Annotated in this window: 21 protein-coding genes, 1 tRNA gene and 2 pseudogenes; 5 read left to right on the top strand and 19 right to left on the bottom strand. The window is 37.7% G+C overall.

What is annotated here, in order from left to right; translation table 11 throughout:
- Positions 1-2: 2 nt before the first annotated feature.
- Positions 3-76: transfer RNA gene (locus tag EIY84_RS09175), tRNA-Arg, on the top strand.
- A gap of 59 nt (positions 77-135) precedes the next feature.
- Here EIY84_RS09175 and EIY84_RS09170 read toward each other — a convergent pair.
- From EIY84_RS09170 to EIY84_RS12010, 14 genes and pseudogenes are all read right to left on the bottom strand, one after another.
- Positions 136-750 carry a DUF4230 domain-containing protein gene (locus tag EIY84_RS09170; protein ID WP_316248109.1) on the bottom strand — a complete coding sequence of 205 codons (615 nt, stop codon included), beginning with the start codon at positions 748-750 and terminating at the stop codon, positions 136-138.
- On the bottom strand, positions 737-1312 hold the full coding sequence (locus tag EIY84_RS09165) for a thioredoxin family protein (RefSeq protein WP_124642445.1): 576 nt from the start codon (positions 1310-1312) through the stop codon (positions 737-739). The genes EIY84_RS09170 and EIY84_RS09165 overlap by 14 nt, the downstream gene beginning before the upstream one ends.
- A gap of 44 nt (positions 1313-1356) precedes the next feature.
- On the bottom strand, positions 1357-1824 hold the full coding sequence (locus EIY84_RS09160; RefSeq protein ID WP_124642443.1) for a pyrophosphohydrolase domain-containing protein: 468 nt from the start codon (positions 1822-1824) through the stop codon (positions 1357-1359).
- 111 nt (positions 1825-1935) lie between these two features.
- Positions 1936-2292: a hypothetical protein gene (locus EIY84_RS09155; protein ID WP_124642441.1), complete on the bottom strand. Its 357-nt coding sequence runs from the start codon at positions 2290-2292 to the stop codon at positions 1936-1938.
- A gap of 123 nt (positions 2293-2415) precedes the next feature.
- Positions 2416-4323 carry an acetate--CoA ligase gene (gene acs, locus EIY84_RS09150; protein WP_124642439.1) on the bottom strand — a complete coding sequence of 636 codons (1908 nt, stop codon included), beginning with the start codon at positions 4321-4323 and terminating at the stop codon, positions 2416-2418.
- Positions 4324-4343: 20 nt separating this feature from the next.
- Complete coding sequence (locus tag EIY84_RS09145; protein ID WP_124642437.1) at positions 4344-4553, bottom strand: acetyl-coenzyme A synthetase N-terminal domain-containing protein; 210 nt, start codon at positions 4551-4553, stop codon at positions 4344-4346.
- Positions 4554-4590: 37 nt separating this feature from the next.
- Entirely contained in the window at positions 4591-4956 is a 366-nt protein-coding gene (locus EIY84_RS09140; RefSeq protein ID WP_124642435.1) for a response regulator transcription factor, read from the bottom strand.
- A 12-nt stretch (positions 4957-4968) separates the two neighbouring features.
- Entirely contained in the window at positions 4969-7617 is a 2649-nt protein-coding gene (locus EIY84_RS09135; protein WP_164472033.1) for an ATP-binding protein, read from the bottom strand.
- Positions 7610-7804 carry a hypothetical protein gene (locus tag EIY84_RS09130; protein ID WP_124642431.1) on the bottom strand — a complete coding sequence of 65 codons (195 nt, stop codon included), beginning with the start codon at positions 7802-7804 and terminating at the stop codon, positions 7610-7612. Before EIY84_RS09130 ends, EIY84_RS09135 begins: the two co-directional genes overlap by 8 nt.
- Positions 7805-8003: 199 nt before the next feature.
- On the bottom strand, positions 8004-8231 hold the full coding sequence (locus EIY84_RS09125; RefSeq protein WP_124642429.1) for a DUF6814 family protein: 228 nt from the start codon (positions 8229-8231) through the stop codon (positions 8004-8006).
- Between the two features lie 65 nt (positions 8232-8296).
- Positions 8297-9889, bottom strand: coding sequence for an MFS transporter (locus tag EIY84_RS09120; RefSeq protein WP_124642427.1), 1593 nt, complete (start codon positions 9887-9889; stop codon positions 8297-8299).
- Between the two features lie 113 nt (positions 9890-10002).
- Positions 10003-11238, bottom strand: coding sequence for a hypothetical protein (locus EIY84_RS09115; protein WP_124642425.1), 1236 nt, complete (start codon positions 11236-11238; stop codon positions 10003-10005).
- A 103-nt stretch (positions 11239-11341) separates the two neighbouring features.
- Positions 11342-11644, bottom strand: a complete 303-nt coding sequence (locus EIY84_RS09110; RefSeq protein WP_164472032.1) for a helix-turn-helix domain-containing protein — start codon at positions 11642-11644, stop codon at positions 11342-11344.
- Between the two features lie 18 nt (positions 11645-11662).
- Positions 11663-11755 (bottom strand): annotated as a pseudogene (locus EIY84_RS12010) (transposase-like zinc-binding domain-containing protein); the annotation flags it as partial.
- Positions 11756-11998: 243 nt separating this feature from the next.
- On the opposite strand from EIY84_RS12010, the gene EIY84_RS09105 reads away from it, so the two are divergent.
- The 3 genes from EIY84_RS09105 (at position 11999) to carB (ending at position 17279) form a co-directional block, all read left to right on the top strand.
- A complete protein-coding gene (locus tag EIY84_RS09105; protein ID WP_124642422.1) occupies positions 11999-12898 on the top strand; it encodes an aspartate carbamoyltransferase catalytic subunit in 900 nt (299 codons plus the stop codon).
- 67 nt (positions 12899-12965) lie between these two features.
- Complete coding sequence (locus tag EIY84_RS09100) at positions 12966-14048, top strand: glutamine-hydrolyzing carbamoyl-phosphate synthase small subunit (protein ID WP_124642420.1); 1083 nt, start codon at positions 12966-12968, stop codon at positions 14046-14048.
- 51 nt (positions 14049-14099) lie between these two features.
- A complete protein-coding gene (carB, locus tag EIY84_RS09095; protein ID WP_124642418.1) occupies positions 14100-17279 on the top strand; it encodes a carbamoyl-phosphate synthase large subunit in 3180 nt (1059 codons plus the stop codon).
- A gap of 70 nt (positions 17280-17349) precedes the next feature.
- Here the strand turns inward: carB and EIY84_RS11860 are convergent, their stop codons facing one another.
- The 3 genes from EIY84_RS11860 to aroB all read right to left on the bottom strand — a co-directional run bounded on the left by EIY84_RS11860 (position 17350) and on the right by aroB (position 20087).
- On the bottom strand, positions 17350-17922 hold the full coding sequence (locus EIY84_RS11860; protein WP_206428201.1) for a peroxidase family protein: 573 nt from the start codon (positions 17920-17922) through the stop codon (positions 17350-17352).
- Between the two features lie 27 nt (positions 17923-17949).
- Complete coding sequence (locus EIY84_RS11855; protein ID WP_206428200.1) at positions 17950-18858, bottom strand: peroxidase family protein; 909 nt, start codon at positions 18856-18858, stop codon at positions 17950-17952.
- A gap of 188 nt (positions 18859-19046) precedes the next feature.
- Entirely contained in the window at positions 19047-20087 is a 1041-nt protein-coding gene (gene aroB / locus EIY84_RS09085; protein WP_124642416.1) for a 3-dehydroquinate synthase, read from the bottom strand.
- A gap of 148 nt (positions 20088-20235) precedes the next feature.
- Here aroB and EIY84_RS09080 point away from each other — a divergent pair, with 148 nt between their 5' ends.
- Positions 20236-21411, top strand: a complete 1176-nt coding sequence (locus EIY84_RS09080) for a pseudouridine synthase (protein ID WP_410369589.1) — start codon at positions 20236-20238, stop codon at positions 21409-21411.
- Positions 21412-21933: 522 nt separating this feature from the next.
- Here EIY84_RS09080 and metG read toward each other — a convergent pair.
- On the bottom strand, positions 21934-23967 hold the full coding sequence (gene metG, locus EIY84_RS09075; protein ID WP_124642412.1) for a methionine--tRNA ligase: 2034 nt from the start codon (positions 23965-23967) through the stop codon (positions 21934-21936).
- 672 nt (positions 23968-24639) lie between these two features.
- Positions 24640-24758, bottom strand: a pseudogene (locus EIY84_RS12005) (IS30 family transposase); the annotation flags it as partial.

Below are 24758 nucleotides of genomic sequence, written 5' to 3'. Positions count from 1 at the left end.
ACGGACGCGTAGCTCAATTGGATAGAGTGCCAGATTACGGCTCTGGAGGTTGAGGGTTCGACTCCTTCCGCGTTCACAAGGAAAACCGCAAATTGAAAAATTTGCGGTTTTATTTTTTTATATTGAATGGAATCTCTAATCCAAAAACTGTTTTAAGTTTAGGGAATGGGTTTCGTCCACAATTTCATAATTTAAGGCTTTTGCCAGCACAAAAATCTGATTGAGATTTTCCATCAATTGTTTTTTTCCTTCTTCTTTTAATTGATCTTCGTTTACCGATTTTATCGCATGATCTTTAGCTTCTTGAGTGACTTTTTTAACCTGGGCTTCATTTATCCGATTAAAGAAAGAGTCGTCCATGCTTTGTATTTCGACATTCGGATTAATTTTAATATCCGGTTCAGGAAGTTTGCGAATGATTAATTTTCTATCCACAGAATCTACTTCCATTTTCATTTTATTGAGGTCGTAGGATACCTGGACATTGGTTTTGGTGAAGGTGACAATTGAGTTTTCGGAAATCGATTTTCCAAAAACGGAGTAAGTGACTTTATTTTTTCGCATGGCTGAAAAATCCTGTTCCATCACCACCATTTTATTCATTTTAGAAATTTGGTTGGCAATGATGTAATGGTCGTTTTTTTCGTCTTTGCTGCTAAAGTTGAATGCTTTTTTCAGCGCAAAAAATAGGAGCAACATGGTTATGGCTCCTATACAAAATGCGATGAGATATTTTTTATTTCTGATCATCTTTTTTAAATAACTCTTTAAAAGATTTGTCGTCTTTTTTTAAAATTTCTAATAAATCCCTTTCAATCCAACCGGATTTTGGAGCTTCCAAAATCCTACCGATCTCTTTTCCGTATTTGAATACAATAAAAGTGGGTACTTTTTGGATGTTGTACAATCCTTCTTCACCCGTAGGAGATTCTCTTTTTCTGTTAACGGCTAGAAGTTGCAATTTGTTTTCAGGATATCCGGCTTCATCCAATATTTTTAATAATCTAGGCAATTCTCTGTGGCTATCGTCGCACCATGTGCCCAGTACTGCGATGATGTGATAAGTTCCAATTTTTTGTTTTTTGAGCTCGGAAATGGATTTTTTATCGGTCTGATATTCTTGATATTCTGTTGTGTACCAGTCGGAATAAGGAGCTTTTTGCAATTGTTCTCTTAGCTGAATGCCGACAAGCATTTTTCCATCTTGTGTGGTTTCTAACTCACGGTTTACCACTACCTTTTGGGCATTTACAAAATAGGAAGTTCCTAAAAACGCAGTAGCAAATAAAAGTTTGATAAATTTATTTTTCATATAATGATTTTTTTGTGTTGAAACGAATATTTCAAACAAATATTTTATTGATTGATAATGGTTTCTAAATCTGCTGGAGAATAGTATTTGTTTTTCAGCACTTTATTATCAGAGATGCGGTGTACATTGTATTTGTCTCCAGATTTTTCATAATGAGCTTCTTGTCCCAGGTGCAAATAATGTTCCACAGTATCTTGAGCTTCTTGTTCTGTAGCACAAGCTTTGGACATGTTGGATCTTTGTACTTCGTTGAAAAGTGTCGCAAACTTTTCGCCCAAACCAAATTCTAAAACCGCACCACTCAATACATATTGCAAATCGCATAGAGCATCGGCAATTTCCACTAAATTGTTATCGGCAATGGCTTGTTTCAGTTCATTCAGTTCTTCTTGAAGGAGAGATACTCTCAAATCGCATCGATCTTTTGACGGGATTTGTGGATGTTGTAGTATAGGTGCGTTAAAGGTTTTGTGAAATTCTGCTACTTGATTAAGGCTATCTAATTTGTCCATTTTAATAATTATTATACGGACAAATATAATAAATTCATGAGAAAGAAAATGGTGTACGATTGCTAATCTCTCTCATGAATTTTTAAAGTTTGTGATAAGTTCTTCAATTTTTTAAAAAGCAACTTCATCATTCATTCCTTCGGTTGATTTTTTAATGATCAATTCTTGGGCTTCTGAAATTTTAGAATGTGCAATTCGCCCAATAAGTTCTTTTAAATTTTCATAAGAATAATCTTCCGGAAGATCTTCGAAATAATAAGTGTTGACCACTTTGTGGCTGTTAAATATTTCGTGAATGGCTAATTTTTCGGCTTCGTTATTAACTTTGACACTTGCTAAATAATGTTCGTTTTCATTATTCAAATAAATGGTAAAATCTTCGTTAGAGATTCCTGAGTCCAACAAAGAACTTTCAAGGTGTTTGTAATCGTGACTTATATTAAAACATCCTGCTACTAGATTTTTCATGCTTTTGATTTTTAGTGTAAACAAATTTAGGAATAAACCTTTTTATTTTCAATAGTAAAAAACACTATTTAATGAAATTTAACAAAAAAATAGCCTTACTGGAGGTAAGACTATTTAAAATTTCTATATTTTTTCGTTTTTTATTTCATCAACAATTTCTGGATTTAGCAGGGTAGAGGTGTCTCCGAAATTACTAAAATCGCCTTCGGCAATTTTTCTCAGAATCCTACGCATGATTTTTCCAGATCTGGTTTTTGGTAATCCGGTCACAAATTGTATTTTGTCCAACTTTGCTATAGGACCAATGGAGTCGGAAATCAGCATGTTAATTTCTTTTCTAAGGTTGTCCTTGTCTCGGGTCTCACCACTTTCTTTTAGGATTACATAGCCGTACAGTGCATTTCCTTTGATATCGTGAGGATATCCAACAATGGCCGATTCGGCAACTGCTGGGTGCAGGTTTACACTGTCTTCTATAGGCGCTGTACCTAAATTGTGTCCAGAAACAATGATCACATCATCCACACGACCCGTTATTCTGTAATATCCCGTTTCGTCTCTCAATGCTCCATCTCCTGTAAAATATTTACCCGGAAAAGCCGTGAAATAGGTTTCTTTGTATCGTTGATGATCGCCCCAAATGGTTCTGGCAATTCCTGGCCAAGGAAAACGGATGCACAAATTGCCATCGACTTGGTTACCCGTAATTTCGTTTCGTTTTTCGTCCATCAAAACCGGTTGAATGCCCGGTAACGGAAGTGTCGCATAAGTGGGTTTGGTTGGTGTTACAAAAGGAAGAGGCGATATCATAATTCCTCCGGTTTCGGTTTGCCACCAAGTATCGACAATTGGACATTTTTTCTTGCCAACATGGTCGTTGTACCAATGCCAAGCTTCGTCGTTGATGGGTTCGCCCACCGAGCCAATTACCCTTAGGCTGGAAAGATCGTGTTTTTCTACCCACTCGGCAGATTCTTTTGCCAAAGATCGAATGGCGGTTGGTGCCGTGTAGAATTGTGTTACTTTATGTTTCTCGATAACCTCCCAGAAACGATCGGGTTCTGGATAGGTAGGTACACCTTCGAAAATGACCGTAGTTGCACCGTTTGCCAAAGGTCCGTAAAGGATGTAGGAATGTCCCGTAATCCAACCAATATCTGCGGTACACCAATAGATGTCGTTTTCTTTATAGCTAAAAACATTTTTGAAGGTGTATGCTGTATAGACCATATACCCTGCAGTGGTGTGCAGCATTCCTTTGGGTTTTCCTGTTGATCCGGAAGTGTATAGGATGAAAAGAGGATCTTCGGCATCCATAATTTTTGTTACGAAATCGGTAGATGCTTTTTCATACAAATCCTCCACCCAAATGTCTCTTCCTTCTTTCATTTTCACTTCACCACCTGTTCTTTTAACTACAAGAACTTTTTCTACCGTAGGACATTTCACTACCGCTTCATCAATAATTCCTTTCAGATCTATGGCTTTGTTTCCTCTGTAACTTCCATCGGAGGTGATGATCATTTTTGCTTCACAATCGTTCACTCTGGATTCTACAGCCGAGGCTGAAAATCCGGCAAAAATTACGGAATGTACGGCTCCCATTTTTGCACAGGCAAGCATGGTAACGGCCAACTCTGGAATCATGGGTAGGTAGATGCACACTCGGTCTCCTTTTTTGATGCCCAAATCCGTGAGTACATTGGCCATTTTATTCACCCTTTCATAAAGATCGCGATAGGTGATGTGTTGGGCTTCTTCATCCGGACTGTTGGGCTCCCAAATGATGGCTGTTTTATCTCCTCTTTCGTTCAGGTGTCTGTCCAAACAGTTTTTGGTAATGTTTAGTTTGGCATTTTTAAACCATTTGATGTTGGCTTCTTCCATGTCAAATTCAAAAACTTTAGACCATCTTTGGTACCAGACAAAGTTTTCGTCGGCCACCTTATCCCAAAATTTCTTAGGATTTTTTATGGATTTCTTATACTGTTTGAAATAGTCCGGTAAATCTTGAATGTGATAATTTCTCATTTTGATAAATATTTTTCGTATTAATAGGTTATATTGTATTGATTTATAGATTCTTGGATTTTGGTAATAATTTTTTCATCATCGATGGTAGATGGGATTTGAAATTCTTTTCCGTCCAGCATGGTTTCTGGTTTTTTATACCACGCAATGGCATCGGATTGCTGTCGCCAAAATTGCTCTTTATTTTTGATGCTTTCATGGAACAGTGCATCTGCTTTTTCATTTTTCATTTTAATAATTATGCTTAGGTGTTGTGTTGATGGTTGTTTATTTTGATAAAAGATCGTCTACAATTTCCAATAATTTTTTGATGGAATATGGTTTTGTAACATAGGCATCTGCTCCTAGAGAAAGTCCTTTTTCGATATCTTCTTGGCTGGATTTTGCGGATAAAAAGATGCTTTTTATTTGGCTGTATTTTTCTTGTTCTTTGATGATGGAGAGCGTGGTAAAACCGTCTACTTTGGGCATCATGATATCCAGTAGCATCAGGTCGGGGATTTCTTTTTCCAAAATTTCCAATACTTCGGATCCGTCTCTGGCAATAAAAATTTCGTATCCTGCCTTACGAAAGGCATACTCTAGGGTCATGATGATTTTGTGTTCGTCATCTGCTATCAATATCTTTTTCATGTCAATCACTTTTTACTTTTTACTTTTTTTATGCAGAAGCAGTTCAAAAACCACTCCTATTTCTTTATTTTTTACTGAGATTTCGCCTTCATGGGCTTGTATTATTTTTTTACAAATGGCCAATCCCAATCCGCTGCCAACAGGTTTTAGAATGTTCTGGTTTTTACTTTGATAAAATTTATCAAAAATATAGTTCAAATCTTCCTCTGGAATGGTTTTTCCGGTATTGAAAATCGAAATTTTTAGGCACTCTTCCGTTTCCTGAAATTTGGTTTGTATCATACCCTGATGGTTAGCAAACTTCAATGCATTGCCCAAAATATTTTGAAATACTTGGATCATTTTTCCTTCATCATGCAAAAACACTGCATTTTTAGTCAGGTTGACTTCGGAATGGTGCAATAACTTTTGTTCAAATAAATGCGAAAGCGGTTTCAGTGCCTTGTGATAGGTGTCCACAATGTTTTTTTCTTCCCTATTCAGGACAATCATTCCGGCTTCCAACTTGTCCAGATAAAGAATGTCGTTGATGATTTCTGCCAAACGATCACTCTCGGAAATGATGTTGTTTAGAAATTCTTTTCGTATCTCAGCAGGCATTTCGTCATCGTCCAAAAGGACTTCGCTTGTCGCTCGGATGGCAGTTACCGGCGTACGAAGTTCGTGGGCAATGGTATCCAAAAATTCGTCTTTTTGCTGGTCTTTTATCAATAAATTTTCGTTTGCATTTTGCAATTCTGTAGAAAGTGTCCTAAGTTCTTGTGACTGCTCGGTAAGTTGCTTGTTAATGCTGATGTTTTCCTTACTTTCTTCTAAAATTTTCAACACTTCGGGGAGCGAGATTTTGTCTTCTTTGGCTACTCCTTCAATAATTATTTTTGCCGATGCCGTACCAATCCTACCACTGAGTAAATTCTCTGAAAACTTAATAAATCTGCTGTCTGCAGTATCGTTTTCGTCGGTTAGGTTGTATTTCAAATTAAAAATTTTCAGGGCTTGTTCTGTCTTTTTAGTACCCAAAAATTTCGTTAAAATTTTGATGATGTCCGACTTATTGGCGGTACCTCTCCAGATGTAGGCATTTTCGTGATTGTGGATATAATCGTTGATGTCGGTGTACAATTCGGCATAGTTTCTCTCTCTATAATTTCCGTTGCTGCTGCTGGAAATGGAGGCATACAATCCAAAATTAATCATCATGCTCCAAAAAAAAGTATTGGCAATGGTCGATAGATAGGGGATTTTGAAAGTGGTAACCCCAAAACTGTTCAGGATATTGGGGTTGTATTCGGGTAAAATTAAATTGACATAACAAAAAATACTTCCTGCAACAATCCCCGCTACGGCTCCGTAATAATTGCCTCTTTTCCAAAACAATGCTCCAAAAAATGCAGGTGCCAATTGCGAAATTAATACAAAAGATACCAAGCCTACAGAAAAAAGAGTAGAACTGGAAATCCAATATTTGTAAAACATAAATCCAGCAATAATCAATAAAAAAATACTGAATTTACGAATGTTTACAATGCTTTTGCTGTTTGCCGAATCGGATTTTATTGCAAATCGATCCAACCATCCGTAGGGGATGATGATGTTGTTGGAAAGCATGACCGAGAGGGCGATACTGGAGATAATGATCATTGAGATGCTGGCACTTAACCCTCCAAAAAACACCATGGTAGCAACGATGGTATTCCCCATTTTTTGAGGAATAAGAATCGACAAAAACTCTGTATTGATGGGCATTCCTTCAAACAAAACCCTTCCGCCCCAAGCGATGGGCGCTACAAATACATTGATGAGCAACAAGTACAACGGGAACAACCAAATGGCGGTTTTAATGTGTTTTTCTTTTCTGTTTTCGATGATAGAGGTATGAAACTGTCGGGGTAGTAAAAATATAGACGAAGCCGAAAGTAAGAGCAAAAACAACCAATTGAAGGCGCCTTCTAACCCGTTAATGGTATTTTTCTTAGCAAAATCTTCCAATTTAGATGCTTGAGAAAACAGATCGCCAAAGCCGTTGAAAATGCCGTACACCACATAAAATCCAAGGATGATGAAAAAGATTAATTTCAAAAAACTTTCCACAGCAACGGCAGATACAATCCCCAATCTTTTCTCCGAAGCATCTACATATCGAGTGCCATAATACGAAGAAAACAAAGCGATAATCACCACAACATAAGTGGCAGAATCTTGAATAATATTGTCGGATTGTGGACTTTCCGACAGTAAGTGGAAAGTTTCGGATATGGCTTTGATCTGCAAACCAATGTACGGAATGATCGCAAAAATACAAACCAATGTCACCAAAGCTCCTAGAAATCTACTGTTTCCGTACCTTAAAGAAATAAAGTCCGAGATGGAACTGATCCTATTGACCCTCGAAATTCTAATGATTTTTGTATTGATGAAAATCCATAGCGGTATTACCATGACAGGTCCAAGATAGATGGTCAGATATTCCAATCCCGAAGTGGCTGCCACGCCAATACTGCCGTAGTAGGTCCAGGCTGTACAATACACCGCCAACGACAGCGCATAGACATACGGATTGTCCACCCAAAATGCAGTTCTTCTTTTCTCAGCACTGTGGGCAATGACAAACAATACGGCCAGGTAAACGACAACCAATAAAAATAAAATTGGACTACTCATCAAACAATTTAAAAATAGAATACGAAACAACAATAGAAATCATCCAAATAAGGAAAATATAAATATAAAAAATAGGGATACCCAAATTCAATTCATGATCATTGAACAAGAGTAGAAAAGGAGCATTGAACAGTAGAAAGAGTACAACGCTCAGGATGGCCAATTTTTGTTGATGCTTTATTTTCATGTTTTTTTTTTATTTGGGCAGCATTTCAGCCTTCCGTTCCCGCTTTTTTATTTTTTTGTATCCTTCGACTACGCTCAGGATACAAAAAAATAAAAAGAGCTCCACTCAAGTCTGGCTGCAGGGTAGAGATACATTCCTATTTTATCAAAAATCAAGGAGGCTTCATCCGAAAGAATCGGCCTCCAAGATAAATTTTCACTTATTTATTTTCCTTAGAATATTCACCTTTCAGAGAATACCACCCGAAAACACCCAATCCGCCCACTACAATAGGCAATAAGATGAATACAATGATGATCCCGAAAACCAAATCCTCCTGATGGTCGGATGCTAATTTTGGAAATCCGAAAACGGTAAGTCCGTAGTAAAGTACTGCCAAAGCCATAGCTAACCATACAATCCCTAATATTTTTTTTATAGAGTCCATAATTTTTTATCGTTTAAATTTATATAATTTTTTAATGATTAAGATCACTTTTTATATTCAAAATATTAATCCTTCACATTTCGGTCTTTACCGTCCAGATAGATCATCCCGATAACCAGACAAACCGCTGCTACAACAATAGGATACCACAATCCTTCCAAATAAAATTTAGGATTTCCGGCTTCCTTGGCCGTCGTCACAAAATAAGTGGAAACTGCAGGCAACAATCCTCCAAAAATACCATTACCAATATGATACGGCAACGACATAGAGGTATAACGAATGCGTATCGGGAACATCTCAACCAAAAATGCAGCGATAGGTCCATAAACCATGGTTACAAAAAGAACCTGTACAAAAACCAGGAAGGCCAAATACCAACGGGTATTACTTTCCACCGTTATGGCAGTAGTTACTTTTGCAGCTTCAGGTGTGCCATCGGCTTTCAGAACTTCACCCTTTGGAGACCAATGCACTACGGAATCTTTCTTCAGCAAAGTACCGTCTGTAAAAGTTTTCTCGGTATGAAAGGTGATCAAGCTGTCTCCAGCGACTTTCTTATGTTCTGTTGCCGTTCTTTTTTGGATTAATCCGTTGGTAGCCAACGATTTTTCTTTGATGTTTACCGAAGTGTACATGGCATCATAAATAGGTCGATATGCCAGTATTGCAAGGAACATCCCAAGCATCATAACGGCTTTTCTGCCCACTTTATCGGACAGCCATCCAAAAAAGATAAACAAAGGTGTTGCCACAAACAAGGCAATTGCCATTAAAGAATCGACCTGAGCGGAGTCCAAATTCATAACGGTTTTCATAAAGCTCATGGCGTAAAATTGTCCGGTGTACCAAATTACCCCTTGTCCCATAACGGCTCCAAACAATGCCAAAAGAACATATTTGAAATTGTATTTGTTACCAAAAGATTCTTTAAGAGGATTGGTAGAAGTTTTTCCTTCTTTCTTCGCTTTAGCGAAAAGAGGAGATTCCTTCATGTTTTTTCTGATGATGTAAGAAACGCCAACCATCAAAATAGAAACCCAGAACGGAACTCTCCAACCCCAAGCATCAAATTCTTCTGCCGTAAGTGAGGTTTTGGTCAATAAAATCACAATTAGAGAGACAAAAAGCCCGATGGTAGCAGTCGTCTGAATCCAAGAAGTCCAATAGCCACGACGGTTTTCTTCGGCATATTCAGCAACATAGGTTGCAGCGCCTCCGTATTCGCCACCAAGAGCAAGCCCTTGCAACAATCTAAGAACCAATACCAAAACCGGAGCCATAAAGCCGATGGTCTCGTAGGATGGGACACATCCGATCAAAAAAGTAGAGAATCCCATGATGAGGAGTGTGACTAAGAAAGTATATTTTCTACCGATAAGATCTCCCAATCGGCCGAAAAATAACGCTCCAAAAGGACGAACAACAAAACCAGCGGCAAAGGTGGCCAATGTTGATAAAAATGCAGCAGTTGGATTATCGGCTGGGAAAAATTTTCCCGCCAATACTATGGCCAAACTTCCAAAAATGTAAAAGTCGTACCACTCGATCATCGTACCCAATGACGAGGCCGTAATAACACTCCAAAGCGTGGAGTTTTTCTTTCTTTGCTCTACCTTGGCATCGTGCAAGGATTGAGCATTTTGGTTTTCATTCATAATAATATAGTGTTAATGTTTGTTTGATTTGTGTGTATGGTGGTGTAAGGCATAGAATGAGTAGGCTTATTAAAAATAAGCCTGAACTCAAACTACTATTTACAAAATGATGATTAGAAAGAATACACTGCAGAAACCAGTGCACGGAAGTTGGCTACGGTAGCCTTATTGTTGCCAGCTACGGCATTTGTATCGCTGTCTCCCCATGTTGCAGAAGTGTATTCTAATTCTGGGGCAATTTTAAATTTATTTTGTTTGAATTCAACCCTTCCGGAGATTCTCCAAACATCGTCTAAAGATCTTGCAGTACCTAGACCACGCGTGTATAGTTTGTTATATCCAGCATCTACACCATTGTTTTTGGTATAACCAAAGAAAAGTCCGGGTGCAATTTTGGCGTTATTGCTTGCGAAATCTGCCCAGAAAGCGGATGTCTTTGTTGCTTTATAAGATTCTTGTCCGTTAGGCTCTGTATAACCCGCAAATCCGCCCAACATAACAAATTGATAAAGATTACTCCCCGTAACACCGTAGGCTTTAGCAATTAATTTGGAATCTGAATATTTAAAATACGCCATAAACATGTTGGAATCTACTTTGTGATCGGATACCAATCCGGCAGATACAATTTGTGGTTTTAGCGATTGATATTCTGCTCCTACACCGGCGGTAACATGAGCGTCTTTGTACTGGATTTTACCGTGAAAACTCGGTGTTAATGAATTGTAAGAAGCTTCGTTGGCATTTGCTGTAACCGATGGAGCAGAGTGTGTACTCATTTTATAAGCGGCAACATCCAAGGAAAAATTATCGGATAATTTCTGAGTTAAACGAATCTGTGGAGCTCGACCAAACGGATTGAATAAACTTCCTGTATTGAAATTGGCGACTCCAGGTGCAACATCGGTAACATATGCCGGATACCAAGTTTGCCCCAACAATAAGGAGGTTTTTTCCCATTCTAAATTGGCATAGGCTTGGCGGATATTGAACAATCCGGTGTTGGTATTGGTGTTTCCGTAGAAATCCCCTTCGATTACGGCAGAAGTTTTTGCCCCCCAAACATTGGGCCCTGTAGCCTTTACGCCCACTCTGGAAACAACGGTAAGAAAGTTGCTTGATCCCGTTGCATTGATGTCGGAGCCGTTGGCATCCAAGTTAACATCCAAAGGATAAAGATCCACTTGTTGTTCTCTTGCGAAAAGTGTTTGTCTGCTGTCAAAGATATAATCTGCTCTTGCAAAACCGTAAACGCTTACTTTATAATCACTTTGTTTTTCCTGAGCTTTTAATTGGTTTAGGGAAAACAATAATGAAAAAGCAGCTAAAGTAATTTTTAGTTTTTTCATAAATGAAATCGTTTTGTTATGAATTTTTTAACAAATCAAAATTGTAACTAAAAATTTAACCAACAAAAAATGATGTATATTTTTGTTAATATTATATATAATTTTATTTTTTGAATCGTTCCCATTTGATCATCATGAATTTATCCGCAAATTCTGTGATGATGAAACCTGCGCCTTTCATTTGGTTTTCTTGCTGCAAATATTCTATTAATTCACTTTTTTTCAGTATTTTATAATTGGATTTGCTGTTCGTTATTTCAGGTCTTTTAAGATTGTATTTCTTCACCCAAGATGAAATGGAAACATGGGAGACACCGATAATCCTCTCAATTTCTCTATAGCTTAATCCTTCCAAATACAGTTGCAAAGCCTTGATAACATAGTAATCATCTATCTGTTTTCCCATTTTATCTACGGTAAAGTAATAGGTACAGTCTTTGCACAGAAACCTTTGTTTGTCCTTTATTATACCACTTTTAACAACATTTGACTGTGAGCATTTAGGGCATTTTATCATATTAAGTATATTTATTTAGCAAATATATATTAATTTAGCGTTAATTCAATATGAAAGAAATCATAAATGATAAAATAAAGCGCACTGCTTTCAATTTTAAAAATAATTTGTATCTTTGCACCCAATGAATACATTGAAAAACACTTTTCCACTTGAGCATTTAATAGGCGGATTTTCCGACCATAACGATATTTATTTTATTTAACGAAGTCATTGCGGCTTCGTTTTTTTTTATTTTGAGCTATGATTACAATAACAGACTACAACAGAGAACAATTGCTAAATATCCTTAACGATGCCATCTCATTTTCTGATGGTAAAACGGCCAAAGTTAAAGGTCAAGTTTTTGCTGCCAACTTGTTTTTTGAAGACAGTACCCGAACCAAGTCCAGCTTTGATGTAGCCGAAAGAAAATTGGGACTAGAAGTGGTACCTTTCGATGTGCAACACAGTTCTGTAAATAAAGGCGAAACCCTATACGATACGGTAAAAACTTTAGAAAGCATTGGCGTTCATGCTATGGTGATCCGTCACAAACAAAATGAATATTATAAAGACTTACAATCGGTAAAAGCTGCAATCATAAATGGAGGCGATGGAACAGGAAACCACCCAAGCCAATGCATGTTGGACTTGCTAACTATTTATCAAGAATTTGGTAAATTTGATGGATTGAAAATTGCCATTGTCGGTGATGTAAAACACAGCAGAGTAGCCAATTCCGATGCTGAAGCACTGAGAAAATTAGGAGCTAAAGTCTATTTTTCCGGTCCTGAACAGTGGTTTGACGAAGGCGCAATCATCAACGGTACTTTTTTACCTTTGGATGAATTAATCAAAGAAGTCGATGTGGTGATGCTTCTAAGAATACAACACGAAAGACACGACAGTCAGATGTCTTACAGTAAAGAAGAATATCACAGAAAATACGGCTTAACCAAAGAACGAGAACAAAAAATGAAATCCAATGCCATCATCATGCATCCTGCACCCATCAACAGAGGAGTAGAAATTGATACAGAATTGGTAGAATGCTCAAGATCCAGAATTTTCAAACAAATGGAAAATGGAGTGTATGCGAGAATGGCCATTCTAAAAAAAGCTTTAGAAGAAAAAGGTTTTGAATTTGAAAACCAGTATTAAGAACCTCTTCCAACAAAGCAATTAAATTATTAAAAGACAGTTATACTGAATAAGATATAAAAAGAAAATGAAAAAGAAACTCATATTAGAAACAGGCGAAGTTTTCCACGGTGAAGGTTTCGGTGCCCATGTACAAACAGAAGGTGAAGTGGTTTTCAATACCGGGATGACCGGATATCAGGAACTCATTTCCGATCCTTCTTATTGTGGACAAATCGTTTGCATGACCTATCCTTTGATCGGAAATTACGGCATCAATAGAGACGATTACGAATGTATGGAACCAGCAATTAAAGGACTTATCGTAAAAGAACTTTGCGACTTGCCATCCAATTTCCGTAGCCAAATGTCTCTGGACGAATTCTTTCAAAAGAAAAACATGTCTGGAATCTCAGGAATTGATACCCGAAAACTTACCCGTATCATTAGAAATTTTGGCTCTGTAAAAGGGAGAATTGTAGATGCTTCTGAAGATGACAAACTAGTGATCGAAGATCTGAAAGCAACAAATTTTGCCACCGACCAAGTGGCTTCTGTTTCTACAAAAACTTCATACGCATGTCCGGGAAGAGGTCATAAAGTCGTTTTGGTAGATTTTGGATCAAAACTCGGAATCATCAGAGAACTTTCTCAAAGAAATTGCGACATCGTGGTGGTTTCTCACAATACAACAGCCGAAGAAATATTAATGATGAACCCAGACGGAATCATGCTTTCCAACGGTCCTGGTGACCCACAAGATGTCCCTCATGCTCACGAAATGATCCGAGGTGTTCTAGGGAAAGTGCCTATTTTCGGAATCTGTCTTGGCCACCAATTGATTGCTTTGGCTTGTGGTGCAAAAACCTACAAACTAAAATTCGGACACCGAGGAGGCAACCATCCGGTTTTGGATGTCAACACCGGTAAAGTGGCTTTAACTTCTCAAAATCACAGTTACGCTGTAGATCAAGACTCGTTGAAAAACACGGATCTTGTTGAGACCCACATCGCTCTGAACGACAGAACCAACGAAGGTATCAAACATAAAATCCATCCTTGTTTCTCCGTACAATACCATCCGGAAGCCAGCCCAGGCCCTGAAGATGCCAACTATTTGTTTGATGAATTTATTGAATTAATGGAACAAAATAACAGTGCAAACGCCTAATTATTTAGGACTAATCTTCACCATTGTTAAACATCAATATTGTATAAAATTATGAAAAGAAACGATATAAAAACCATTTTAGTTATAGGTAGTGGCCCCATTATTATTGGTCAAGCAGCAGAGTTCGATTACGCAGGGACACAAGCTTGTTTGGCTCTTAAAGAAGAGGGTTACAGAGTAATCCTTATCAACTCCAATCCGGCAACCATCATGACGGATGTCGAAATTGCGGATAAAGTATATATTGAACCCATCTCACTTCCTTTCGTAAGTCACATCATTCGCAAAGAAAGACCCGATGCTTTGTTGCCTACTTTGGGAGGACAAACCGGCCTGAACATGGCGGTTGAATTGCAGAATTCGGGCATCTTAGAAGAATGTGGAGTAGAAGTTTTGGGTACCAAGCTTTCAGCCATTAACCAAGCCGAAGACAGAGATCTTTTCCGTACTTTGATGAACGATTTGGGAGAACCTGTTCCTGAAAGCGACATCGTAAATACCGTTGAAGGTGCCTTAGAATTTGCAAACAACATCGGTTATCCGGTAATCGTTAGACCTGCTTTTACCATGGGAGGTACTGGTGGTGGTATTGCCAGCACCGAAGCCGAACTTAAAGAAATCGCAGCTAATGGACTGAAATACAGTCCTGTAACTCAATGTCTGATTGAGAAATCCATTGCAGGTTACAAAGAAATAGAATACGAAGTAATGCGTGATGCCAACGACAACGCCATTGTGGTTTGTAACATGGAAAATGTAGATGCCGTTGGGGTACACACCGGAGATTCTATCGTGGTGGCGCCATCGCAAACGCTTTCGGATAGAGAGTATCAAATGCTGAGAAATGCATCTCTAAAAATAATCCGTGCTTTAGGAATTGAAGGTGGCTGTAATGTTCAGCTGGCTTTAGATCCGCACTCGTTCAATTATTATGTGATCGAGGTGAACCCAAGAGTTTCCCGTTCATCGGCTTTGGCAAGTAAGGCAACAGGATATCCAATTGCTAAATTAGCCGCAAAAATCGCTGTTGGTCTTACCTTAGACGAAATGATGAACCCGGTTACCGGTAGAACTTACGCTTGTTTCGAACCGGCTTTGGACTATGTGGTTGCTAAAATTCCAAGATTCCCATTTGATAAATTCGAAACGGCAGACCGACGACTTTCAACCCAAATGAAAGCAACAGGAGAGGTAATGGCCATCGGTAGAAACTTTGAAGAATCCTTGATGAAAGCCGTTCGTTCCTTAGAAGTAGGCATACAGCATTTGGGATTAAAATCTAAAGCAGCTTTAGCACTAACCGATGCTGATATCGAAAGAAGAATAAAAGTTTGTGACGACGAAAGATTGTTCATCATTGGTGAAGCTCTTAGAAGAGGCTATGATTGGGAACAAATTGTAGAATGGAGCCAAATTGATAAATTCTTCATCTGGAAATTGAAAAAATTGGTGGACTTTGAAACCACCATCAAGAACAATAAATTGAATGCTGAAGTCCTTCTTCAAGCTAAAAAGTTAGGTTTCTCAGATGTTAACATTGCTCATCTTTGGGAAATATCTGCCAGAGAAGTTTTCGATTTCAGAAAAGAAAACAAAGTAATGCCGGTCTATAAAATGGTGGACACATGCGCAGCCGAATTCGAGTCGGAAACTCCGTATTTCTACGGAACTTACGAAGACGAAAACGAAAGCATTGTTTCTGAAAAAGAAAAAATTGTAGTTCTAGGTTCAGGACCTATCCGTATCGGACAAGGGGTAGAGTTTGATTATGCAACGGTACACTCGGTTTGGGCCATCAAACAAATGGGGTACGAAGCCATCATCATCAACAACAACCCAGAAACCGTATCTACAGACTTCTCGATTTCGGATAAACTTTACTTCGAACCGCTTACTGAAGAAGATGTAATGAACATCATCGAGCTGGAAAAACCAAAAGGTGTTATCGTTCAGTTTGGAGGTCAAACCGCCATCAACCTTGCCGATAAATTAGAAGCTCATGGAGTGAAAATCTTAGGAACTTCTTTGGAAGATCTAGACAGAGCCGAGAACCGTGAGAAATTTGAAAAAGCACTTCAAGAATTGGACATTCCTCAGCCGCTTGGAAAAACATGTTTCTCCAAAGAAGAAGCCACACCAATCGCTGCAGAAATCGGTTATCCTGTTTTGGTGAGACCTTCTTATGTATTGGGCGGTCGTGCTATGGAAATCGTGTACAGCGAAGCCGAACTGGTACATTACATGGAAAATGCTGTAGATGCAAGTCCAGAGCATCCTGTGTTGATTGACAAATACATGGTGGGGAAAGAAGTAGAAGTGGATGCCATTTGTGATGGCGAAACGGTGATTATCCCGGGTATCATGGAGCATATAGAAAGAGCAGGAGTACATTCCGGAGACTCAATCGCGGTTTATCCTCCTCAACACATCAGTCCAAGCGAAATTGAAACCTTAGTCGATTATACCCAAAAATTAGCAAAAGGATTGAATATCGTTGGATTGATGAACATACAATATGTACTTTTTGAAGGTCAGGTTTATGTAATCGAAGTGAATCCTAGAGCGTCTAGAACGGTACCTTTCCTTTCAAAAATTACGGAAATCCCAATGGCAAACTTGGCAACAAAAGCCATTTTGGGAGCAAAACTAACCGACTTGGGCTACAAAAATGGTTTAGCTCCAAACAAAGAAGGTGTTTTTGTAAAAGTTCCTGTTTTCTCTTTCTCCAAACTTACAAAAGTGGACATCACTTTAGGCCCGGAAATGAAATCGACAGGAGAGGTAATGGGTAAAGACTCGACTCTAGAAAAAGCGTTGTACAAAGGGATGATTGGTGCAGGTAGAAAAATGCCACTTCACGGTGCCATCTTGTTTACCGTAGCCGATAAACACAAAGAAGAAGCTTCAGTTTTGGCCAAGAGATTCCATGAAATTGGTTTCAGAATTTGGGCTACTGAAGGTACCGCTAACTATTTCACCGAAAAAGGTATCCCTACAAAAATTGGATACAAGATCAATGAAGAAGACCTAAGCCTCATCGATTTAATCCAAAAAGGTAAAGTACAATATGTGGTAAACACGACTACGAAAGGAAAACAAGCTGAGAGAGACGGTTTCCAAATCCGTAGAGCTTCGGTTGAAAACGGTGTGCCGTGTCTGACCTCCATGGATACTGTAGAAGCAACACTGAAAGTAATCGAAAGCATGTCCTTCAAAATGGAGTGCATGTAATTGATGACTTTAATTCATAAAAAAACTTCAAACCAGACGGTTTGAAGTTTTTTTTATTTTGGATTGAATGTTAAAAACTAACAGCAATTTTATGTTCTGCAATTCTAACCAAATCGGCCATGGTAAAATGCTTGCCGGTTCTATAGGCTTCCCAACATGGTAAAGTCGGTTTCCAGAACGGATTTTGGGATAAAAATGAAGTATTGTCTCCCTCCATCAAACCTATAAGTACTTCGGTAACAATTCTACCACCAACTTCACCGAGATGTACACCCATCTGTTGTATTTCTGCTTCTTTCAAAATATAATACCACAATGGAGTACTGTTTTCAAAATTGAGTTTATAGTGTTTCAATTCATCAAAATGTTCGGCTCCAAGAGGCTCTATTCGCATGGCATGAGCAACCCTTTGACCTGAAGGCAAACTGAATGCTAGACCTCTCACCAGATTTCGACTTGCCAAGGAATCGATGTCTGTGAATCCTGGTAAATTAAAGAGTGGTGTAGAGAGTTTGGAATCGATTAATTTATTGGCTTTCATGCTGCCATCGCCCAAATTGAAAAAGGTGTGCCAATCGATAAATCTTCTTGCAGCTCTTTTGCCTCCTCTAAGATCGTTGGGATCCGGATGGGTAGGACTCACGGTAAAATCAAAAATATCTGCAAAAAATTACGTTGGAGAGGGTTGATTGGTGATTCCGAAATTGGCTCGATACGAAGGTCGAATTTGGCTATGACCAAAACGATATGCCGCCACCGAAAACTCAACCGGGATAAACGGTTCGTTGTGCCAACCGTAGAATTTTCTACCGTTGTCCAATACATCTTTTACCATATTTTCACCGCAAAGCAATGGGAGAAATTCGTGTAAAACAATCCACTGATAATGCCATCTCACCAATTCTTGAGCTTGATTAAATATTTCACTGGGCGATTTAGAAGGGAATTTCACACGCAAAGCATCAACCAAAATATTATGAAATCTTAGAAACAATACTTGCAATTGAGAGACAATTAAGTTTTCATCATTTCTCGGGTCTCCTATCAACGCTGTTAATTGTGAATTTCTTGGAACATCAAATTTATCAATACCTTCCTTACCTTGTACATTCAAAGGTTCTAGCAACATTTTTATGCCTTGTCCGTCGGATTGATCGTACAAATGAGGTGAGGCTCCAGGTCCAGAACCGTAAATGTTGTCCAATGCCAAACTTGGTGTTCTAAAATTTTCCACACATTCAGGATCCGATTGCCTTTCTAAGCTTGAAGTAGGGTCGAAAGTGATGTCGTGGTCGATAAATTGTCCCAAGAATGTCATCCCAGCTCCCATAATGGGCGAATTGGGATTTTTAATTTGCAAATTTGGATCGGTAATTAGAAATTTTGGATCTTGGGTCAGATCGTCTTTGGCATCCATAATTCCCCCTTTTTTACCCATGTCTTTTAGTGCATCTCTCACTTTTTTGTTGTCCGGTGCAAAAGGTGGTAAAGAGGAAAACATTCGACCAAATTTCCCTTTGTCGTAATAACGAGAAGTATAAGGAACTATATCCTGATACATCATTCCATGTCTGCTCATAATTTTTAGTTTTTTAGTTTAAGAATAAATTTATTTTTCGAAAACTAAATTACAAAAAATATAAAATGAAAATCAATTATTAATTTATTTTTTTAATGAAAACAGTATTGAATCGAAATTAAAATTAATGGTTAGAATTAAAATGAACTTTATTTTTAACTTTTAATAAAGATGTTTATTCTAGATTTTTATTCTAGATTTTTATAATAATTGAGTGCTTCTTCAATAGAGTTCAAGCGGCATTGTACATTGTACTTTCCTTTACCAATCTCCTCAATCAAAGAAAAATTAATTTTGGAATTTTCATTTTTTTTATCGTTCATCATCAAGGAAATGAGCGTTTTATTATCAAAATCATTAATTGAAATATACGGATACAGTTTTTGTAAATTCAGGATGATCTTTTCAGAACATTCCTCATCGATCAAACCTTCAAGAAAAGAAAGCCTGGTTTCCACAATCATCCCAATAACAACAGCTTCACCGTGTTTTATGGGATTTTGTTGATGTAAAAATAAACTTTCTACAGCATGTCCTACCGTGTGTCCGAAATTCAGATTTTTTCGAACATTTTGTTCTTTAAAATCTTGGTTTACAACCGATTCTTTTATTTTCATGGATTCCAACACCAATGGATAAAGGTTTTCAATACTGTTGATGTCCGTATGGATCAATGCTTCCCAATGGATTTTATCAGCGATTAAGCCGTGTTTCAACATCTCTGCAAAACCACTTTTCAGTTCATCAATGGGTAAGGATTTCAGAAAAGGACTGTAAAGAAATATTTTTTCGGGTTGACAAAAAGTACCTACAATATTCTTTAGAAAACCATGATCAATACCCGTTTTCCCGCCAATGGCGGCATCACACATTCCCAACAATGAGGTTGGAATATTGACAAACGAAATGCCTCTTTTATAGGTTGAAGCCACAAAACCACCCAAATCGGTAATAACGCCGCCACCCAAATTGATGAGCAATGCCTTTTTATCCGCTTGAAATTCGGTAAGGATTTCCCAAAGTTGTACGGCCGTTTCTATGGTTTTTAGGTCTTCACCCGGTTCTATTTCAATGATCTCAAAAGGAATATCGATTTCTAAATTTCCCAAAAGGGTTGGCAAGCAATATTCGTGTGTATTTTCATCACAAAGAATGAAAACTTTTGAAAAAGAAACTGCAGAAATAAATTCGTTGAGCGAAGTGAAATCGCTATCCAAAACTGAAATCATAGAACATTTTTTGCAAATGTAGGATTTATTCGAAAAAACAATGAAACTTCCATTCTTTAAATGGCAATTAAAATAACTATCTTTGCAAAAATTTTTCATACTAATGAGCGAAGACAGAAATTCATCAGGTAGACCAAAAAGACCGAGAATACAGTCCAATTCAGGATCTGGAAACTCGTTTCCTTCCAAAAAAACAGGTCGTTCCTTTGATGGACCAAAAAGTTACGACAAAAGAGGAGGCGACTCCGAAAGAGGTTCGTACAACAAATCAAGCAACTTTGGAAACTCCAGAGGTGGCGGTAGATCTTTTGAAGGCCGTGAGGGTTACGACAGAAGCGACAGAAATTCTGATAGTAGCTCTTACAAAAAACCAAGTTTTGGAAATACCAGAGGAGGTGAAAGATCCTTTGATGGTAACAATTCCTACAAAAAACCAGGTGGTTTCGGCAATTCTAGAGGAGGTGGAAGATCCTTTGATAGCCGAGACAAATACGAAAAAGGAGATCTAAAATACGGAAATAAAAAACCGTACAATAAATTTGGAAATGACGAGGACAGAACCAAAAATTTTGTCCAAAAAAGAAAACTCCAAAAAATTGAAAAAGACATCCATAAAGATACCATCCGCCTAAACAAATATTTGGCAAATGCCGGTATTTGCAGCAGAAGAGAGGCTGATGAACTCATCAAACAAGGTTTGGTTTTGGTAAACGGTGAAGTGATTACCGAAATGGGACATCAAGTTCAAAAGAACGATAAAGTCGTTTTCGATGGACAAAACATCAGCCCGGAAAAATCGGTTTATGTCCTTCTTAACAAACCGAAAGGCTACATTTCTACAACCAAAGACGACAAAGCCAGAAAAACCGTAATGGATTTGGTCGCCAATGCATCGCCGTATCGTTTGTTCCCGGTGGGTCGATTGGACCGCTCTACAACAGGGGTAATTTTGTTGACCAACGATGGGCATTTGACTAAAAAATTAACCCATCCTTCATTCGAAATGAAGAAAATTTACCATGTAACTTTGGATAAAAAATTATCTTCAGACGATATGCAAGCGATCATCGACGGCATCCGTTTGGAAGAAGGTGTGGCAACGGTAGATAAAATCTCCTTCATCGAAGGAAAACCTAAAAATGAGGTTGGTGTAGAAATCCATATCGGATGGAACCGCGTTATTCGTCGTATCTTCCAAAGATTGGGTTACGAAGTAGAAGCTCTAGACCGAGTGATGTTTGCTGGACTAACCAAAAAGAACATCAAAAGAGGACATTGGAGAATTCTAGATGAGCTAGAAGTCAACAACCTAAGAATGTTATAATTTTAGGATTTAAAAATGAAATTTTAGGAGCTTCGTTCGTGGAGCTCCTTTTTTATACCTTGAACTTTTTAATGTTAATTATTCCTAAAATTAAGTAAAAAAAGACAGGTGGATTATTATATATAACTGATATTCAGTGTATTTAAGAGTGGTGACTGATAAAGCCTTTTTTCTATTCAGACTAGCCCAAATTTTTGCTTAGTCCCCCAACTTTTGATCTTGATCCGTTATATTCAGAAATTTGATCCAACAAAAAAAGATTTCGAATCACTTTTCGAAATCTTTTTTTGTTTATGTTAAGAGCCTGTTTAAATTTTATATCTAGATTTTTTGTATCGATATTTAGATGGATTTTGGGTTTTAAAATTGAAGTTTTAGCGAGCTAAAACAAAAATTTAAAATGCAAAATACGCTAAATAGAATACAAAAAAGCAGATAAGAAAGATTAGAAATAGTCGAATTATTATTTCGGTAAAATTTTAAAAAGGCTCTAAGAATATAAGGTTAAGTTTTAAGTAAATTTTACCCTATTTCAATACCGTTTTCTACTTTTTCATCAGGAGTAACGAAAGATAATTTTCCGTCGGATTTTGTTGTCAATAGCAACATTCCTTGAGATTCAATACCTCGGATCTTTCTCGGTGCCAAGTTCAATAAGATCATCACTTGTTTGCCAACAACCTCTTCCGGGGTAAAACTTTCGGCAATGCCAGAAACCACAGTTCTTACATCGACACCAGTATCTACTTTTAATTTTAATAGTTTGTCTGCTTTTTCAACTTTTTCAGCTTCCAAAATGGTGGCTGTTCTTAGGTCTATTTTTGTAAAATCATCAAACTGAATTTCGTCTTTCATAGGGTTGGCGTTAGGGTTGGTTTTTTTATTATTGGCTTTGGTATTTTCTAATTTTTGGATCTGAGCATCAATCACATCATCTTCAATTTTACCGAACAACAGCGAAGCTTCATTTATTTGATGTCCCGGTTCGATCAGGATATTGGGTTCTTCCAAGTTTTTCCAATCTTGACGATCTATGTTGAACATTTTTAGCAGTTTATCGGAACTGAACGGCATAAACGGTTCGCAAAGTTGTCCCAAAGCTACAGCGATTTGCGCCGATACAAATAATGCATGCGCCGCTTTTTCAGGCTGATCTTTAATGGTTTTCCAAGGCTCTTCCGTTTGCAGGTATTGGTTGCCGTGTCTCGCCAAATTCATCAAAGCACTTAGAGCATTTCGGAATTCGTATTTTTCCAAATATTCATGAATTTCTTTGGCGGCTTTGGTAATTTCCGAAAGCTCTTCATGGGTAGCCGTTTCTTGCGGAATAACACCGTTGTAGTATTTGTGCATCAATACAGCAACTCTGTTGATGAAGTTACCGAAAATACCCACCAATTCTGAATTGTTCTTGGTCTGGAAATCTTTCCAAGTAAAATTATTGTCTTTGGTTTCTGGTGCCGATGAAAGAAGTGCATACCTCAGAACATCTTGCTGCCCAGGGAAATCTTCTACATATTCGTGTGCCCAAACTGCCCAGTTTCTGGAAGTGGAAATTTTATCGTTTTCAAGGTTCAAAAACTCAAATGCAGGGACATTGGCAGGCATAATATAATCGCCATGAGCCTTCATCATTGCCGGGAAAATGATGCAATGGAATACGATGTTGTCTTTTCCAATAAAATGCACCAAGTCCGAGCTTTCGCTTTGCCAATAGTCTTTCCAATTTTTACCGTTTTTCTCAGCCCATTCTTTGGTGAAAGAAATGTAGCCGATGGGAGCATCAAACCAAACATACATTACCTTGCCCTCGGCATTTGGAAGTGGGACAGGAACTCCCCAGTTTAGGTCTCTGGTCATGGCTCTTGGTTTCAAACCATCATTTAACCAGGATTTTACCTGACCATAAACATTGGTTTTCCAATCGTCTTTATGGCCTTCAATGATCCATTCGTTCAAGAAATTTTCATATTGATCCAGTGGAAGATACCAGTTTTTGGTTTCTTTCAGGACAGGAATATTTCCGCTCAAAGCAGATTTTGGATTGATGAGTTCGGTTGGGGATAGGGTAGAACCGCATTTTTCGCATTGGTCTCCGTAGGCACCATCGTTTCCACAACTTGGGCAAGTCCCAACAATGTAACGGTCTGCCAAAAATTCTCCGGCTTGTTCGTCATAATATTGTTCAGAAACTTCTTCGGTGAATTTTCCTTTTTCGTATAATGTTTTGAAGAAATCCTGACTTACTTCGTGGTGGTTTTTAGAGGTCGTTCTGGAGTATTCATCAAAAGAAATTCCCAAATCCGAGAACGATTTTTTGATGATTTCATGGTATTTATCAACAATATCCTGTGGGGTTACGCCTTCTTTCTTTGCACGAATGGTAATCGGAATACCGTGCTCGTCACTTCCACAGATAAAAGCAACATCATTTCCCAATCTTCTTTGGAAACGGGCAAAAACATCTGCCGGAATGTACACTCCTGCAAGATGCCCAATATGTACCGGCCCATTGGCATAAGGAAGTGCCGCTGTAATCAGTTTTTTCTTCGACATTTTCTAAATAATTTTTGCAAATATACTTCAAAACGAAAGAATATTCTTTCCAATTTCTAATTAAAATCCATTGTAAACGGTACTTTTTTTAGAGTCTGTTCATTAAAAACATATCAAAAAAGATGGCAAATGCAAAGTATTCGTAAATACCTCTGAAAAAACAATAAAAAACATGAACAAATTGAAACACTTTTCCGAGGATTGAAATCAAGCGGTTTTAATTTAGAAGATACTTATGTCACTCATTTAGATAGATTTGAAAGACTAATTCTTTTGGTAATTATAGCATTTGTTTGGTGTTATAAGATTGGGAATTACATTGATAGCAGCATTAAACCGATCAAAATTAAAAAACACGGAAGCAGAACTGTAAGCATCTTCAGGTACGGGTTGGACTATTTGTCAAGAACAATGATTATACTTTTTCTATTTTCTCTCACTAAACAACTGAATTAAGAAAAATAGTGAAATAAAAAAGCAATGGCAAATAAATGTATAAATTTTTTTTATTGGAACTTCTTCCCGCATTGCGCCAAACTGCTTGTTATCTGCTGTCTCTGTTTTAGATGCAGAATTTAATTTGATACTTGCTATTATTTAATCTTAGCGTGTGTCTTAATTTTTATACTTAGTTAAAAAAAGAGAAAAAAGAGAAATTATTACCTGGTGGATTCAAGTTATAAATGCAACATCACAGTTTTCATTCAATTTTTGAGCGAAAATTTCATTGGGCGTTTTAAAACCAAATCTTTTTCGTGGTCTGTTGTTTAAAATATTTATTACCCTTTCAA

Source organism: Amniculibacterium aquaticum (assembly GCF_003852705.1).
Taxonomy (GTDB): Bacteria; Bacteroidota; Bacteroidia; order Flavobacteriales; family Weeksellaceae; genus Amniculibacterium; species Amniculibacterium aquaticum.
Note: the sequence above shows the minus strand (reverse complement) of the source record. Positions and strands in the feature narration are given on the sequence as shown.